This is a genomic window from Xanthomonas campestris pv. badrii (assembly GCF_012848175.1).
Classification (GTDB): Bacteria; Pseudomonadota; Gammaproteobacteria; order Xanthomonadales; family Xanthomonadaceae; genus Xanthomonas; species Xanthomonas campestris_C.
Map to the genome: position 1 here is coordinate 3,633,729 of NZ_CP051651.1, position 16,580 is coordinate 3,650,308.

The following is a 16,580-nucleotide window of genomic DNA, read 5'->3' on the forward strand; positions in this document are numbered from 1 at the left end:
ACCAAGGAATCGCACATGGCAATCCGCCCTATTCTGTCCACCCTGCGCCGCCACAAGACGGCTGCTGCATTGATTGTGCTGGAGGTGGCACTCAGCTGCGCCATCATCTCCAATGCCCTATTTCTGATCGGCAATCGTCTGGAGCGCACGCAACGTCCCAGCGGGCTGGCAGAGAACGAACTGGTAACGCTCACCATCAGCGGCATCGGACGCGACGAAGATGCGCGGGCACTGACTGAAACAGACCTTGCTGCGCTGCGCAGCATTCCCGGCGTAAAGTTCGCCTCCAGCGTCAGTCAGGTCCCTTATGGCAACAGCATGTGGGTCAGCGGCCTCAAACTGACGGCCGACCAGAAAAACTCAACGATCAACGTCAACGACTACACCGGGGACAGCCAGACTCTGGACACGATGGGCCTGACATTGATACAGGGGCGCCGCTTTACGGAGGGCGAGTTCACCTGGTCCGATGACAAGGCCGCCATCATCCCAAGTGCAATTCTGACCAAGAGTGCGGCTGACAAGCTTTTCCCCAACCAATCAGCACTGGGAAAGTCGATCTATCGCGGCGACACTCCCATGAAAATCGTAGGAATAGTGGAGCATCTGGCACGCGTCAACAACTATGGTGGCGCAGCTGTTTACGACGATTCGATGCTGACCCCGGTCAAGATGACCTACAAGGACGGCGGCCGCTACGTATTACGCACCGACCCCACGCGCCGTGCGGAAGTTCTGCGCCAGGCAGTGACGGCATTGGAGAGGAACAGCGCAAGTCGCATCATCGAAAACCCGAAGACGTTCGAGGAAATGCGTCGCAGTTTTTATCGCCAGGACCGCGCCATGGCCTGGCTATTGATCACCATGAGCATCGCGCTGCTGATCGTCACTGCACTGGGTATCGTGGGGCTGGCCAGCTTCTGGGTCCAACAGCGCACCAAACAGATCGGCATTCGTCGGGCGTTAGGCGCGACGCGTGGGCAGATCCTGCGTTACTTCCAGATCGAGAACCTTCTTTTGGCCTCGATCGGCATCGTGCTCGGCATGCTGATGGCCTACTCGATCAACGTCTGGCTGATGGCACGCTACGAATTGCCACGCTTGCCGCTGATCTATCTGCCGATCGGCGCGATCACGCTGTGGCTGTTGGGTCAGATCGCGGTGTTCTGGCCGGCCCGCCGCGCGGCCGCGGTCCCCCCGGCCGTTGCCACCCGCAGTGCATGATGATCGGCGCCCCTTTCCGTCCCCTGGTGGCCAGGAAGGGGCGCGTTTTGCCACCGCCGGCATCTTGCAACCACCATTCCGAACCGGATATCCCCATGGCCACCTTGTTTGCGACACCCGCGCTGCTCGTCCTGGCAGCGCTTTGCGTGATCCCCGCCGGCCAAACCCATGCCGAAACAAAGGCGGGCACCTCGAGCCACGACGTGCTCGCCGTCGAAGACACCCGGCTCAACTGGCACCAGAACGATCAGGTTCTTGAGCTCGTCACCACCGGCGATGGCTTGCTGGTCACCCAAGCCAGCGTAGGGCTGGACCTGCAGTTGCAACGCGGCGACCGCGTGCGCACGGCAGGCCGGACCCAGATCACCGCGGTGGCGCACTTGCTGGATGCGCTGCGTGCCGCTGCCGGCAAGCCCATCGTCGTGGAGGTCCTGCGCGATGGCGTCCAGCTGCGCCTGACCTGGACAGCGGCAAGCTATGCGCCCTTGCTGCCGCCCATCGCGCCGCAGCCACCCACGCCACGCTAGCGGGGCCCAGGCATCGCCGCAGCGGCCATATGCGTCCACCAGCGGTGCTGCCTCACAACCTGCCGCCTCGCTGCCCGGCAATGGGTTGCAGCGTCGTCCTGCACAGTATTCTGTGCCGATCCCCTCCCGTGCCCTCTTGAGCAACGCGATGCCGCACATCCTGATCATCGACGACAACACCGCCGTAGCCACTGCGCTGGAGGTGCTGTTCTCGCTGCACGACATCGAATCGATGCATGCGTCATCGCCGCAGGCCGGATTGTCGCTCCTGGATGCGCAGGCCTTCGACCTGGTGATCCAGGACATGAACTTCACCGCCGACACCACCTCTGGCGAAGAGGGCGAAGCCTTGTTCACCCAGATCCGCCAGCGCCACCCGGACCTGCCGGTCATCCTGCTCACGGCCTGGACGCATCTGGGCAGCGCCGTCGGCCTGGTCAAGGCCGGTGCGGCCGATTACATCGCCAAGCCCTGGGACGACACCAAGCTGCTGACCACGGTGAACAATCTGCTGGAACTGTCCGAGGCACGCCGCGAGCTGCAGCGTCGCCGCGAACGCGAGCATCGCGGCCGCGAGCAACTTACCCAGCGCTATGACCTGCGCGGCGCGGTGTTCGCCGATCCTGCCAGCGAGCGCGCGATTGCGTTGGCCTGCCAGGTGGCACGCTCGGACTTGCCGGTGCTGATCACCGGCCCCAACGGCAGCGGCAAGGAGAAGATCGCCGAGATCATCCAGGCCAATTCGGCAACCAAACACGGGCCGTTCATTGCACTCAACTGCGGCGCATTGCCAGGCGAACTGATCGAAGCCGAATTGTTCGGTGCAGAAGCCGGCGCCTACACCGGCGCCAACAAGGCACGCGAGGGCAAGTTCGAAGCCGCCGACGGCGGCACGCTGTTCCTGGACGAGATCGGCAACCTGCCGCTGGCCGGGCAGATGAAACTGCTGCGCGTGCTGGAAACCGGCCGTTACGAGCGGCTGGGGTCCAACCGCGAACGCCACACGAAGGTCCGCGTGATCAGCGCCACCAACGCCGATCTGCCGGCGATGATCCGCGACGGCAGTTTCCGCGAGGATTTGTACTACCGCCTCAACACGGTGGAAATCGCACTGCCCGCACTGGCCGAGCGTCCAGGCGATATCGGTCCGCTGGCCGAACATTTTTTAGCCGGTGAAAAGCCGCTGTCCGCGCAAGCGCGCGACGCATTGCAACGGCATGCCTGGCCGGGCAACGTACGCGAGCTGCGTAACGTGCTGCAACGTGCCGCGCTGCTGGCACAGGGTGCACGCATCGAGGCCACGGACCTGAACCTGCCACGCAGCGCAGCGCCGCGCCCGTTGGCGCCTGCGGCGGGCGAGCCGGATCGCGCACGCATCGAGCAGGCCTTGGCGCGCGCGCAAGGCGTCATTGCACAGGCCGCCGCCGAACTGGGACTGAGCCGACAGGCGCTATACCGGCGCATGGACCGTTACGGCATCAAGTCGGAATGAGGCCCGGTATGTGGACACGCTCCTTTACGTTCTCGCTGTTTCTTCGTCTGTTGCCGGTGCTGGCGCTGGCGGCCGCCTTGCCCTGGTTCACCGCGTATTGGCTGGACCACGGCTGGCAGGTTGCAGCGATCTCGGCGGTGGTGCTGTTGTCGGCGATGTGGTGGAGCCTGCGCCGCGCCACCGCGCCGATGCGCTCGCTGTTCCGCGCCCTGGCCGGCACCACCAGCAGTTACCGCGATGGCGAGTACAACTTCGGCGTCTACTGGCGCGGCAACGACGAACTGGCACAGCTGGTGCAGGCGCATGCCGAACTCGGTGATGTCTTGCGTGCGCAGCGGCGCGACCTGGTGCAGCGCGAGTTGATGCTGGACACCATGCTGCAGAACACGCCGGTGGCGATGCTGCTCGTCATTGCCGGCGGCGATGGCCTGCGGCGGATCGGCTTTTCCAATAACGCCGCGCGCAAGCTGCTGCATGACGGACGCAAGCTAGAAGGCCAGCATCTGGACGATGTACTCGAACGCATGCCCGGCGAACTGCGCGATGCCCTGGCACGCGGCGGCGACTGCCTGTTTGCGGTACGCGAAGACGGCGATGACGAAGACGACGAGCAGATTTACCACCTGTCGCGGCGCAGCTTCCACCTCAACGGCCGTGGCCACGAGTTGCTGCTGATCCGCACCCTCACCACCGAGTTGCGCCGCCAGGAAGTGCAGACCTGGAAGAAGGTCATCCGGGTGATCAGCCACGAGTTGAACAACTCGCTGGCGCCGATCGCCTCGCTGGCGCATTCGGGCGCGGAGTTGTTGCGGCGCGACCGCACCGACCGCCTGGGCACGGTCTTCGAAACCATCGAAGAACGCGCGCGCCATCTGGAAGGCTTCATCCGCGGCTATGCGCGTTTTGCCAAGTTGCCGCAGCCGCAATTGCAGACCATCGAGTGGGCACCCTTCCTGGAGCGCTTGCGGCAGCAGATCCCGTTCCAGCTGCAGGGCACGCTGGGCGATGTCGCCAGCCGCATCGACGCTGCGCAGATCGAGCAGGCGCTGCTCAATCTTCTCAAGAACGCGCACGAAGCCTGCAGCGAGGCGCAGCCGCCCAACAGCGACGTCGCAGTGCGGGTCACGCGCGTGCCGCAGTGGTTGCGCATCGAGGTGCTCGACCGCGGCAACGGCATGAACGAAGCGGTGCTGCACAACGCATTGATGCCGTTCTACTCGACCAAGCGCAACGGCACCGGCTTGGGGCTGGCACTGACACGCGAAATCGCCGAAGCGCATGGCGGGCGCATTTCATTGCATAACCGCGAACACGGCGGATTGTGCGTGACACTGCTACTGCCGTCGGCCGCGTGACAGGAGCGCACCCGGGCGCGACGGTTTTTTACCGACATTGCCGGTCGCGCTCAGGCGCGCTCCTATGCAGTCGGGGTTGCGCTGCATTGTCCGCCAACAGCGCGAACTACTTCTTGGTCGGCCGCTCCCAACCTTCGATCACGGTCTGGCGCGCGCGCGTCACGCTGAGCTGGCCTGCGGGTGCATCACGGGTAATGACCGAGCCGGCACCGATGGTGGACATGGCGCCGATCTCGATCGGTGCCACCAGCGCACTGTTGGACCCGACAAAGGCGCCATCGCCGATGGTGGTCTGCGACTTGTTCACGCCATCGTAGTTACAGGTAATGGTGCCGGCACCGATGTTGACCTTGCTGCCGATCATCGCATCACCCAGGTAGGTCAAATGGTTGGCCTTGCTGCCGACGCCCATGGTGACCTTCTTGGTCTCGACGAAATTACCGATATGCACGCCATCGGCCAGCACCGTGCCCGGGCGCAGGCGCGCGAACGGCCCGACCAGCACCGCGCCTTCAGTGACCACCCCTTCCAGATCGCAATGCGCACGCACCTGCGTGCCGGGGCCGAGGTTGACGTGGCGCAGGCGCACGAACGGGCCGATCACCACGCCATCGCCCAGTGTCACATCGCCTTCCAGGATCACATCGATATCCAGCTGCACATCGCGCCCCACCTTGACCGTACCGCGCTGCTCCACACGCGCGGGGTCGGCCATGCGCACGCCCTCCAGGCACAACGCGCGTGCGGCACGCAGCTGCCAGGCGCGCTCTAGCTGGGCGAGCTGCCATGGGTCGTTGGCGCCTTCCACGTCCTGCGGGTCGGCCACATGCACCATCTCGGCCGGGGTGAAGTCGGCGGCCGCGCTGGCGAAAATGTCGGTCAGATAGAACTCGCCCTGCGCATTGTCGTTGGACAGGCCGCTCAACCAGCGACGCAGCGCGGTGGATTCGGCGGTCACGATACCGGTATTGATGGTGCGGATGCGCCGCTGCTCGTCGTTGGCATCCTTCTGTTCGATGATCGCGGCCACCTTGCCTTCGGCATCGCGCAGGATGCGTCCGTAGCCGGTGGGGTTGGCGAGTTCGGCGACCAGTACCGCCATGCGACCGGGCGCATGCAGCAGCTGCAACAGGCTTTCGCTGCGGATCAGCGGCACATCGCCGTACAACACCAGCACGGTGGCCGCATCGGGCACCGCATCCATCGCCTGCTGGACCGCATGGCCGGTGCCCAGTTGCTGCCGCTGCTCGGCCCAGTGCAGATCGTCCTGCGCGGCAAACGCCGCACGCACCTGATCGCCGCCGTGCCCGTACACGATGTGGATCGCCGCCGGCTGCAGCTGCCGTGCAGTGGCGATCACGTGCGCCAGCATCGGTTGGCCCGCCAGCGGCTGCAGCACCTTGGGCAGCGCCGAGCGCATGCGCTTGCCCTCGCCCGCGGCCAGGATCACAACGTGCAGGGGCAAAGTCATCACTACGTTCCGGTTGCAAGAGAAACCCGGATTCTAGTCGCAGTGCCGCAACGCGGCGTGGTCGCTGCATGCCATCAACACGCGATGACACGTTTTTAAGCGTTGCCCCCGCTAGGATGGGCGCCCTTTCCCTACGTCCGGCACGCATGAGCCTGTTTCGCCAAGGCAGCCAGTTCACCCTGATCGGCGCCCTGCAGCTGGCCGTGGATTGCAGCATCTTCATTGCCGCCACCGCCGCCGGCATGCCCGCAGTGCCTGCCAACCTGCTCGGGCGTGTCAGCGGTGCAGTGCTCGGCTTCTGGCTCAACGGCCGCTACACCTTCGCCCACCAGGATGGCGCTCGCCTGGGCTGGCAGCGCTTCGGCCGCTTTGCGGTGATGTGGCTGACCTTGACCCTCATCAGCACCTGGCTGCTGTCGACTGCCGTGGATCTGCTCGGCCTGCGTCAGGCCTGGCTGGCCAAACCGCTGGTGGAAGGCGGGTTGGCGATTGTGTCGTTCTTTCTGGGCCGGCATGTGGTGTATCGCTGACGCAAGGCCCGGGCGCGCAGCGCCTGGCCGCATGCACCTCCCGCGCCCGATCGATAGCCGCCCGCTAGGATTTGTTGCCCGCCGGTTGGCAGAAGTCGCCCAGGCTGCGTACCAGTGCCGCGCGATGCAGCGCGTCCAGTTGCCATTGCGCGGCATAGCGCGCGGCCGCACGTGCGGTGCTGGCCGGGCACTCGGGGGCTGCCCGTGCCGGACCTGCGGCAGCCAGTACATCGAGCAACTCGCCTTGCAGTTGATCCAGCCGCGTGCGCAACGTGGCCAGATCCGGCCGGGCGGTCTCCGGCGCGCGGCCGCGCTCATGCCAATGATTGAGCAGTGCGTATTGCACCGCCTTGTTGGCCTCGATCTGCGCGGCAAAGAAGCGCACCGCGTCATCGGGCTGCAGGCCATGCGCGGAGGCCTGATCGCGCACGCTCAGCAATACCGCCGCCTCGCGCGTCTGATCCAGCACGGGCTTGCCGCTGTCCCACTTGCTCAACGCCACCGCATCGCCGATGGCGTTGCGCTGCACGATGCGGTCCAGCAACGGATCCAACGACGGCTGGCTGCGCGCCGGCAATGCGCAGCCCAGCAGCGTCACGGCCAGCGTGGCAGTGAGTGCGTAACCGCGAAGGCCTTCGCTCAAACGGGTCATGCGGTGCTCCTCGACTCACAGATGGTGTTTGCCATGGCGCGCCCGATGCGCGGCACGGCGGCGTGGCAGGCAGTGTGCGCGCTCCCGGCCGCCCGATGCGGCCGGCCACGCAACAGACTCTCTAAAAACGAAAACGCCGGCACGAAGGCCGGCGTTTCGGATCCACATCAGCGTGTAGCCATATTGCTCAATCGCATCACCTGCCCGACGACGGGCATGCGCTCGATCAGTGCTTGAGCGTGCGGCGCAGGCGCTCCAGCGCCTGCAGCTGCACCGTTGCCTCGGCCAGCTGACGCTGTGCCTGGGCCACGTCCACGGTGTCACCACGGTTGGCCAGCAGACGCTCGGCCTCTTCCTTGACCTTGCGCACGGCAGCTTCGTCGATGTCCTGCGCACGCACCGCGGTGTCGACCAGCACGGTCACCACCTGCGGCTGCACTTCCAGGATGCCGCCGGAAATGGCGAAGTCCAGCTGTTCGCCACTGGCGGTGGTCACCACCACCTTGCCCGGCTTCAGGCGGGTGATCAGCGGTGCGTGCTTGGGCGCAATGCCCAGCTCGCCCAACTCGCCGGTGGCCACGACCAGCGTCGCCTCACCGTGGAAGATTTCCTTCTCGGCGCTGACGATGTCGCAACGGATAGTGCTCATGGTGCCTCACTGTAGTGAGGCGGGGAATCGGGAGTCGGGAATCGGGAATGGGAAGAGCGATTGGTCGCGCACTCTTCGTGATTCCGTTACTTCCAACTCGCCTCAAACCCGCCTTTACGATTCCCGATTCCCGATTCCCGATTCCCGATTCCAGCCGTGTAACGGCTGGGATCGCATCAGGCCTTGGCGCTCATCTTGTTGGCTTTCTCGACGGCTTCTTCGATGCTGCCGACCATGTAGAACGCCTGCTCCGGCAGGTGGTCGTACTCGCCATCGCAGATCGCCTTGAAGCCGCGGATGGTGTCCTTCAACGACACGTACTTGCCCGGCGAGCCGGTGAACACTTCGGCCACGTGGAAGGGCTGGCTGAAGAAGCGCTCGATCTTGCGTGCGCGCGACACCGACTGCTTGTCTTCTTCGCTCAGCTCGTCCATGCCCAGGATCGCGATGATGTCCTTCAGTTCCTTGTACTTCTGCAAGGTCTGCTGGACGCGCTGGGCGGTGTCGTAATGCTCGTGCCCGATCACCAGCGGGTCCATCTGGCGGCTGGTGGAGTCCAGCGGATCCACGGCCGGGTAGATGCCCAGCGAGGCGATGTTACGGCTCAGCGTGACGGTGGAGTCCAAGTGGGCGAAGGTGGTCGCCGGCGACGGGTCGGTCAGGTCGTCCGCAGGCACGTACACCGCCTGGATCGAGGTGATCGAACCGCTCTTGGTCGAGGTGATGCGTTCCTGCAGCACGCCCATTTCTTCAGCCAGGGTCGGCTGGTAACCCACTGCCGACGGCATACGGCCGAGCAGCGCGGACACTTCGGTACCGGCCAGCGTGTAGCGGTAGATGTTGTCCACGAACAGCAGCACGTCCTTGCCCTTGCCGCTGGCGTCCTTCTCGTCACGGAAGTACTCGGCCATAGTCAGGCCGGTCAGCGCCACACGCAGACGGTTGCCCGGCGGCTCGTTCATCTGGCCGTACACCATCGCCACCTTGTCCAGGACGTTGGAGTCCTTCATCTCGTGGTAGAAGTCGTTGCCCTCACGGGTACGCTCGCCCACGCCGGCGAACACGGACAGACCCGAGTGCGCCTTGGCGATGTTGTTGATCAGTTCCATCATGTTGACCGTCTTGCCGACGCCGGCGCCGCCGAACAGGCCGACCTTGCCGCCCTTGGCGAACGGGCACATCAGGTCGATGACCTTGATGCCGGTTTCCAGCAGTTCGGTGCTGGACGACTGGTCTTCATACGACGGTGCGCCGCGATGGATTTCCCAATGGTCCGAGGCCTGCACGTCGCCGGCCTCGTCGATCGGGCGACCCAGCACGTCCATGATGCGGCCCAGCGTGCCGGCGCCGACCGGCACCGAGATGGCGCGTTCGGTGTTGGTGGCGACCAGGTTGCGCTTCAGGCCGTCGGTGGAGCCCAGCGCAATCGTGCGCACGACGCCGTCGCCCAGCTGCTGCTGCACTTCCAGGGTGATGTCGGTGCCATCGACCTTGAGCGCGTGATACACCTTCGGCACTTCATTGCGCGGGAATTCGACGTCGACGACCGCGCCGATGATCTGAACGATCTTGCCCTGACTCATTTGGATAACTCCACTCATGTCTGTTCGATTCTGGTGTCGGGAATGGGGAATCGAGAATGGGGAATGGGAAGATCAAGAGCACCGACGGCCTTGCCTATTCCCTTTTCCCGATTCTCCATTCCCGGCTACACAGCGGCCGCGCCGCTGACGATTTCCGAAATTTCCTGGGTGATCGCCGCCTGGCGCGCCTTGTTGTAGACCAGTTGCAAGGTGCCGATCATCTTGTTGGCGTTGTCGCTGGCGGCCTTCATCGCCACCATGCGCGCTGCGTGCTCGGAGGCCACGTTTTCCAGCACGGCCTGGTACACCAGCGACTCGATGTAACGCGTCATCACGTGCTCCAGCACGGTCGCGGCATCGGGTTCGTAGAGGTAGTCCCAGTCGTGGTGCGCCACCTTGTGCTCGGCGGCCGGCAGCGGCAGCAGCTGGTCGAAGCTGGCCTTCTGCGTCATGGTGTTCACGAAGCGGTTGTAGACCAGATACACGCGGTCCACCTTGCCCTCGATGAAGGCATCGATCATCACTTTGATCACGCCGATCAGCTGCTCCACCTGCGGGCTGTCGCCCAGGTGGGTCACGCTGCCGACCATGTTGACCTTGACCCGACGGAAGAACGCCGAAGCCTTCTGCCCGATGGTCACCACGTCGATCTCGGCGCCGGTGTCCTGCCACGGACGCACTTCGCCCAGCATCTTGCGGAACAGGTTGTTGTTCAGACCGCCGGCCAGGCCGCGGTCGGAAGAGATCACGATGTAGCCGACCCGCTTGACCTGCTCGCGCTCGACCAGGAACGGATGCTGGAAATCGGTGCTGGCCTGCGCCAGATGCCCGATCACCTGCTTCATCGCCTGCGCATACGGACGCGAGGTCTTCATGCGGTCCTGCGCCTTGCGGATCTTGGAGGCCGAGACCATTTCGAGCGCGCGCGTCACCTTGCGGGTGTTCTGCACGCTCTTGATCTTGGTTTTGATTTCGCGTCCGCCTGCCATACTCGCTCGCTTCGCTCGCTTAGTGGGATTCGGGAATCGGGATTCGGGATTGGCTAAGCCTCCCTACCTCACCGCTTCCGCGAACCCCGGATGCCTAACGTTTGGGACTTAAGCGCGAGGATTCAGCTTTAGCCAATCCCCGAATCACCGCTCTTACGAATCCCGAATGCCCAATCCCAAATCCCGGCGCCCTTACCAGGTGCCCGTGGTCTTGAACTCTGCGATGCCCTTCTTGAACGCGGCTTCGATGTCGTTGTCCCAACCGCCGGTGCTGTTGATCTTGGAGACCAGCTCGCCCTGGGTGTTGGCGAAGTGCGCGTGCAGGCCTTCTTCGAACGCCAGCAGCTTGTTGACCGGCACCTCGTCCAGGTAACCCTCGTTGACGGCGTAGATCGACAGTGCCTGGTTGGCGATGGACATCGGCGCGTACTGCTTCTGCTTCATCAGCTCGGTGACGCGCTGGCCGCGCTCGAGCTGCTTGCGGGTGGCTTCGTCCAGGTCCGAGGCGAACTGCGCGAATGCCGCCAGCTCGCGGTACTGCGCCAGCGAGATACGAATACCGCCGGACAGCTTCTTGATGATCTTGGTCTGGGCCGCACCACCGACGCGCGACACCGAGATACCGGCGTTCACGGCAGGACGGATACCTGCGTTGAACAGGTCGGTTTCCAGGAAGATCTGGCCGTCGGTGATCGAGATCACGTTGGTCGGCACGAAGGCGGACACGTCGCCGGCCTGCGTTTCGATGATCGGCAGCGCGGTCAGCGAGCCGGTCTTGCCGGTCACCGCACCGTTGGTGAACTTCTCCACGTATTCCTCGGACACGCGCGCAGCGCGCTCGAGCAGGCGGGAGTGCAGGTAGAACACGTCGCCCGGGTAGGCTTCGCGGCCCGGCGGGCGCTTGAGCAGCAGCGAGATCTGGCGGTAGGCCACGGCCTGCTTGGACAGATCGTCGTAGACGATCAGCGCGTCTTCGCCGCGGTCCATGAAGTATTCGCCCATGGTGCAGCCGGCGTACGGGCTGATGTACTGCATCGCGGCCGATTCGGACGCGGTCGCAGCCACCACCACGGTGTGCGCCAGCGCGCCGTTCTCTTCCAGCTTGCGCACGATGTTGGCAACGGTCGAGGCCTTCTGGCCGATCGCCACGTACACGCACTTGATGCCGGTACCCTTCTGGTTGATCACCGCATCGATCGCCAGCGCGGTCTTGCCGGTCTGACGGTCGCCGATGACCAGCTCGCGCTGGCCGCGGCCGATCGGGATCATCGCATCGACCGACTTGTAACCGGTCTGCACCGGCTGGTCGACCGACTTGCGCCAGATCACGCCCGGCGCAACGCGCTCCACCGGTGCGGTCTGGGTCGCGCCCAGTGGACCCTTGCCGTCGATCGGCTCGCCCAGTGCGTTGACCACGCGACCCAGCAACTCCGGACCCACCGGCACTTCCAGGATGCGGCCGGTGGTCTTGGCCACGTCGCCTTCGCGCAGGTTCTCGTAATCGCCCAGCACCACGGCGCCAACCGAATCGCGCTCCAGGTTCAACGCCAGGGCGAAGGTGTTGTGCGGCAGTTCGATCATTTCGCCCTGCATCACGTCGGCCAGGCCGAAGATGCGCACGATGCCGTCGGACACGCTGGTCACGGAGCCTTCGTTGCGCGACTCCGCGGACAGCTTGACCGTCTCGATGCGGGTCTTGATCAGGTCGCTGATTTCGGAGGGGTTGAGCGTGGTTGCCATCGTTCAGTCCTAGGTGCCGGCCGCGAGGGCCGTGCGTTTATGTGAATTCAGTGGGCGAGCGAGCTTTGCAGACGCGCAAGCTTGCCCTTCAGCGAGCCGTCGATGACCACGTCGCCGGTGTCGATCACCGCGCCGCCGATCAGCGAAGCATCCACCGCGGTGGTGATGTCCACCTCGCGGCCAAAACGTTTCTTCAGTGCAGCGGCAATCGTGTCCAGCTCGGCCGGGGTCATCTCGCTGGCCGAGGTCACCGTGGCCTTGACCACGTGTTCGGCTTCGGCGCGCAGCTGTTCGTACAGCCCTGCCACTTCCGGCAGCAGCGACAGCCGCTGCGCATCGGCCAGCAGGCCGAGGAAACGCAGATAGTCTTCGCTGGCCTGCGGCGGCGCCAGCAGCGTCACCGCCTGGTCCTGGCGCAGGGCCGGATTGAGCAGCAGCGCGGCCACGCGCGGGTCGCCGGCCACCTGCGCCGAGAACGCCAGCGCATCGGACCAGGGCGCGAAACCGCCGCCCTCACGCGCGATCGCAAACGCGGCGCGGCCGTACGGACGGGCAAGTGTGAGGGCCTGACTCATCGATCAAATCTCCGCCGCCAGCTCGTCGAGCAGCGCCTTGTGGGCGTTGGCATCGATTTCGCGCTTGAGCAGCTTTTCGGCGCCGCTGACCGCCAGCACCGAGACCTGCTTGCGCAGTTCTTCGCGGGCACGGGTGGCAGATGCGTCGATTTCGGTCTGGGCCAGCTCCTTCTGACGGTTGGCTTCGGCAATTGCCTCCAGCTTGGCCGCTTCGATGATCTGGTTGGCACGCGCATGGGCCTGATCGATGATCTCGTTGGCCTTGGTGCGTGCGTCCTTCAATGCTTCGTTGACCTTTTCCTGCGCCTGCGCCAGATCCTTCTGACTACGATCGGCAGCAGCCAGACCTTCGGCGATCTTTTGCTGACGCTCTTCGATCGCCTGCAGCAGCGGCGGCCAGATCTTGGTCGCGACGATCCAGATCAGACCGGCGAAGGCCAGCGCCTGGGCAAAGATGGTAAGGGTGATATCCATGGGTCGCTCAATCGCTGTTTAGGGGTGAAAGCGCCGCCGCACGGGCAACGCTTTCCGACCTTCATCCGCGGAGGCAACCGCAATGGCTGCCTCCACATCCCGCTACCGCTGGATCAGCCGGCAGCCTGCGACAGACGCTCGATGAACACCTGGGCCAGCGGGTTGGCGAAGGCGAACAGCAGGCCGACGGCGACGCTGATGATGAACGCGGCGTCGATCAGGCCGGCGGTGATGAACATACGCACCTGCAGCACCGGGATCAGTTCCGGCTGGCGCGCGGCCGATTCCAGGAACTTGCCAGCCATGATGGCCAGACCGAGGCCGGCACCCAGCGCGGCCAGGCCGATCATGATGCCGACGGCGAGGACGGTGGAGCTCTGGACTTGAGCGAGGTTGGTCAGGACGGCGAGGTACATGGTGATCTCCGAACGAAAGTTTCTAAGGGTGATGGATGAAGCGGGATGAAGCGTATGAAGGGTGTAGCGAAACTCAGTGACTGTCTTCGGCAAGGCTCAGATACACGATCGACAGCATCATGAAAATGAAGGCCTGCAGCGGAATCACCAACAGGTGGAACAGCATCCAGCCGAGGCCGAATACGCCGCCAGCGACCATGCCGGCGATGCCCGCACCGCCCAGCACCCAGATCAGCAGGAAGACGATCTCGCCGCCGAACATGTTGCCGAACAGTCGCATCGCCAACGAAATCGGCTTGCTCAGCCACTCGACGATGTTCAAAAGCAGGTTGAACGGCATCATCCACTTGCCGAACGGCGCCGTCAGGAATTCCTTGGTCATGCCGCCCACGCCCTTGGAGCGCAGCGAGAAGAAGATCATCAGGAAGAACACGCTGATCGACATGCCCAAGGTGGCATTGACGTCGGCGGTCGGTACCGGCTTCCAGGCGTGGATGCCTGCCCAGCCCAGCGGGATGGCGATAAAGTCGGCCGGGATCATCTTGATGAGGTTCATCAACAGGATCCAGAAGAAGATCGTGATCGCGACCGGCGTCACCAGCTTGCTGCTGCCGTGATAGGTGTCCTTGGCCTGCCGGTCGACGAACTCCAGGCAGATTTCCACGAACGCCTGCCACTTGCCCGGCACGCCGGCGGTGGCCTTGCGGGTCGCGGTCCAGAAGGCCAGCACCATGATCAGGCCCATCAGCACGGCCATGATCAGGGTATCGACGTGGATGGTCCAAAACGTACCGCCACCGTCACGAACCGGATAGATCAGGTTCTGCAGGTGATGCTGGATATAGGAGGTAGGTGTTGCTGCCTCGCCCGCCATGTGTACGTAGCCCTTGTAGTTCGGATCAACGCCTGGCCAGAGCCAGAACCTGAAAAATCAGCCCGATGGCGATACCTGCCAACAGAGCCAGAGGAGGCAGCCGCCACAGGGCAAAGCCCAGCGACAACGCCGCAAATACCAACACCCACTTCAACACCATCGCCAGGATCAGCCGGACCATGGCAATGCCGGCCGCCTGGATACCGCCCCCGAGCGCGGTGCGTGCCGCAACCCAACCGCCCAGCACCGTCGCAAACCCGGTCAATGCCAGGCCGGCAGAGTAACGGGGACCGACCAACAGCAACCCCAGACTGGTTATAGCTACGGCGGCAAGCGGATATACCGCAGCGCGCAGCATCAACCGCCGACCCGCGTCAACGGAGTTCAGCACTACGGTTACCTTACGTGTGAATGAGTGGGAAGCGCAGTTGCGCCTCGTCGAGCCGCGAAAGTATAGCAATGGGACAAATTGCGAGACAACCGGCAGAGGTCATAAGTTGCTGCGACGCACCAATTGGCGATGGCGGCAACGGACGGGAACTTTTCCACAAACCGGCGGTCATAACCCGCGAGGCCTGCACATCCTCGTCGAAAGGTGCCACCGCAGGCTCGCCTCTGGGAGCCCTGGGAGACCGGGGCTCCTGCTTTTTACGCTTTTTGTCGCACCCTGCCACCTTCCCACCGACGGTCCAATCCGCTGCAGTGCACGATGGTTTGCGCCCATCCGGCGCCGGGAACCAGGTGTGACCGCGCGCGTTCAGCCGACCGGGTTGCGCAATCAGCAGGGTAGTCCGTACTGCGCGGTATGCGCTGACGCACACTTTGCGGGAGCCGGGCGGTCCATCGAAAACCGGGCCATCCAGGTGCGATGCCCATGCCTGTTGGCGATGCGGACCGTTTTGTCCGATTGCTATGCCCGCCTTCACAGCTGTGCGACGCGTCCTTCACTTTTGGCAGACGCCGCCTTATCGATAGTGCGCGCCACTGGCTCAACGGCCTGACCATTCCAAGCAATCGGAGCTCCCATGAAACACCTCCTCGCACTGGCGATCCCGTGCGTCCTGGCCGCCGCCTACGCCGCGCCTGCCCACGCCGAAGACACCGACGATCGCTTCCAGCTCCGCCTGGGTGCGATGAACGTCGACAACGACAACACCATCCGCGGCAACACCCTGCTGGCTGGCAACAACGTCTCCGTCAACGAAGACTTCAAGCTCGGCGGTAAGGAATGGGAGCCGCGCGTGGACGGCGTGTTCCGCATCAGCACCCGCCAGCGCCTGATTTTCGACTACTTCAAGTACGACAAGGATCGCCGCGAGACCCTGACCCAGGATCTGAGCGCCGGTGGCGTCACCGTACCGACCGGCAGCTTCATCAAGGGTGAGCTGAAGTATCAGGTCGCCACGCTGGTGTACGACTACTCGGTGATCGATTCGCCGGAGTTCAGCCTGGGCCTGCAGATCGGTGCCGAATACGCCAAGGTCGAGGCCAATGCCTACGCCGACCTGGGCAGCGTGTTCAGTGGCGATGTGGTGGACGAAAGCGAAGACGGCGCGGCACCGGTCGTCGGCATCCGCTTCACTGCGCGACCGAGCGAGCATTGGCTGTTCAACGTGCAGGGCCAGTACCTCAACACCAGTTGGGGCGATTTCGGCGACTACGACGGCGACCTGAGCCGTGCCAATGCAATTGCCGAATACCGCTTCACCAAGAACTTCGGCATCTTCGCCGGCTACGACTGGTTCAAGCTGGACGTCGACCAGCGCGGCAGCGATGGCCTGATCGGCCTGAAGCAGGAATTCAAGGGCCCGGTGGCAGGCGTGACGCTCGCGTTCTGATCCACGCGTCATTGCGTCACAGACAGCGCCCCGCCTTGTGCGGGGCGTTGTCGTTGGGGCGCTTCGCTGAAGTCACCACGTCAAGTTAGATGCATCGCCTGATGCCAACTAGCCTTCACAACGTGGGCAGGCGGGCACGTGCCCATGCCGCACTACCCACGACATGTCCCATCAGGCGCGCGTCGCTGGAT

General features: G+C 64.1%; 17 protein-coding genes. 6 read left to right on the forward strand and 11 right to left on the reverse strand.

What is annotated here, in order from left to right:
* Positions 1 to 15: 15 nt before the first annotated feature.
* The 4 genes from HG421_RS15280 to HG421_RS15295 all read left to right on the forward strand — a co-directional run bounded on the left by HG421_RS15280 (position 16) and on the right by HG421_RS15295 (position 4,598).
* Entirely contained in the window at positions 16 to 1,224 is a 1,209-nt protein-coding gene (locus tag HG421_RS15280) for an ABC transporter permease (RefSeq protein ID WP_169707109.1), read from the forward strand.
* A gap of 122 nt (positions 1,225 to 1,346) precedes the next feature.
* On the forward strand, positions 1,347 to 1,751 hold the full coding sequence (locus HG421_RS15285) for a hypothetical protein (protein WP_248279514.1): 405 nt from the start codon (positions 1,347 to 1,349) through the stop codon (positions 1,749 to 1,751).
* A 148-nt stretch (positions 1,752 to 1,899) separates the two neighbouring features.
* Entirely contained in the window at positions 1,900 to 3,243 is a 1,344-nt protein-coding gene (locus tag HG421_RS15290) for a sigma-54-dependent transcriptional regulator (protein WP_169707110.1), read from the forward strand.
* A gap of 8 nt (positions 3,244 to 3,251) precedes the next feature.
* Positions 3,252 to 4,598: a sensor histidine kinase gene (locus tag HG421_RS15295; protein ID WP_169707111.1), complete on the forward strand. Its 1,347-nt coding sequence runs from the start codon at positions 3,252 to 3,254 to the stop codon at positions 4,596 to 4,598.
* Positions 4,599 to 4,704: 106 nt separating this feature from the next.
* Here the strand turns inward: HG421_RS15295 and glmU are convergent, their stop codons facing one another.
* On the reverse strand, positions 4,705 to 6,069 hold the full coding sequence (gene glmU, locus HG421_RS15300) for a bifunctional UDP-N-acetylglucosamine diphosphorylase/glucosamine-1-phosphate N-acetyltransferase GlmU (protein WP_169707112.1): 1,365 nt from the start codon (positions 6,067 to 6,069) through the stop codon (positions 4,705 to 4,707).
* Positions 6,070 to 6,215: 146 nt separating this feature from the next.
* Here glmU and HG421_RS15305 point away from each other — a divergent pair, with 146 nt between their 5' ends.
* Complete coding sequence (locus tag HG421_RS15305) at positions 6,216 to 6,599, forward strand: GtrA family protein (protein ID WP_169707113.1); 384 nt, start codon at positions 6,216 to 6,218, stop codon at positions 6,597 to 6,599.
* Positions 6,600 to 6,663: 64 nt separating this feature from the next.
* On the opposite strand, the gene HG421_RS15310 is transcribed toward HG421_RS15305, so the two are convergent.
* From HG421_RS15310 to HG421_RS15355, 10 genes are all read right to left on the reverse strand, one after another.
* A complete protein-coding gene (locus tag HG421_RS15310; RefSeq protein WP_169707114.1) occupies positions 6,664 to 7,251 on the reverse strand; it encodes a chorismate mutase in 588 nt (195 codons plus the stop codon).
* Between the two features lie 226 nt (positions 7,252 to 7,477).
* Complete coding sequence (locus HG421_RS15315) at positions 7,478 to 7,900, reverse strand: F0F1 ATP synthase subunit epsilon (RefSeq protein WP_002814084.1); 423 nt, start codon at positions 7,898 to 7,900, stop codon at positions 7,478 to 7,480.
* Between the two features lie 176 nt (positions 7,901 to 8,076).
* On the reverse strand, positions 8,077 to 9,483 hold the full coding sequence (atpD, locus tag HG421_RS15320) for a F0F1 ATP synthase subunit beta (protein ID WP_017155237.1): 1,407 nt from the start codon (positions 9,481 to 9,483) through the stop codon (positions 8,077 to 8,079).
* Between the two features lie 125 nt (positions 9,484 to 9,608).
* The gene (atpG, locus tag HG421_RS15325; protein WP_104602883.1) at positions 9,609 to 10,472 is read right to left on the reverse strand and encodes a F0F1 ATP synthase subunit gamma; all 864 of its coding nucleotides are present in this window, start codon (positions 10,470 to 10,472) and stop codon (positions 9,609 to 9,611) included.
* Positions 10,473 to 10,664: 192 nt separating this feature from the next.
* A complete protein-coding gene (gene atpA, locus HG421_RS15330) occupies positions 10,665 to 12,212 on the reverse strand; it encodes a F0F1 ATP synthase subunit alpha (RefSeq protein WP_169707115.1) in 1,548 nt (515 codons plus the stop codon).
* Between the two features lie 47 nt (positions 12,213 to 12,259).
* Positions 12,260 to 12,787 carry a F0F1 ATP synthase subunit delta gene (locus HG421_RS15335; RefSeq protein WP_169707116.1) on the reverse strand — a complete coding sequence of 176 codons (528 nt, stop codon included), beginning with the start codon at positions 12,785 to 12,787 and terminating at the stop codon, positions 12,260 to 12,262.
* Positions 12,788 to 12,790: 3 nt separating this feature from the next.
* Entirely contained in the window at positions 12,791 to 13,261 is a 471-nt protein-coding gene (locus HG421_RS15340) for a F0F1 ATP synthase subunit B (protein ID WP_053502091.1), read from the reverse strand.
* A 113-nt stretch (positions 13,262 to 13,374) separates the two neighbouring features.
* The gene (atpE, locus tag HG421_RS15345) at positions 13,375 to 13,677 is read right to left on the reverse strand and encodes a F0F1 ATP synthase subunit C (RefSeq protein ID WP_002814105.1); all 303 of its coding nucleotides are present in this window, start codon (positions 13,675 to 13,677) and stop codon (positions 13,375 to 13,377) included.
* 73 nt (positions 13,678 to 13,750) lie between these two features.
* On the reverse strand, positions 13,751 to 14,551 hold the full coding sequence (gene atpB, locus HG421_RS15350) for a F0F1 ATP synthase subunit A (protein WP_169707117.1): 801 nt from the start codon (positions 14,549 to 14,551) through the stop codon (positions 13,751 to 13,753).
* Between the two features lie 25 nt (positions 14,552 to 14,576).
* On the reverse strand, positions 14,577 to 14,942 hold the full coding sequence (locus HG421_RS15355; RefSeq protein WP_095522480.1) for a hypothetical protein: 366 nt from the start codon (positions 14,940 to 14,942) through the stop codon (positions 14,577 to 14,579).
* 634 nt (positions 14,943 to 15,576) lie between these two features.
* Here HG421_RS15355 and HG421_RS15360 point away from each other — a divergent pair.
* A complete protein-coding gene (locus HG421_RS15360) occupies positions 15,577 to 16,389 on the forward strand; it encodes a hypothetical protein (RefSeq protein ID WP_169707118.1) in 813 nt (270 codons plus the stop codon).
* The last annotated feature ends 191 nt before the right edge of the window (positions 16,390 to 16,580 follow it).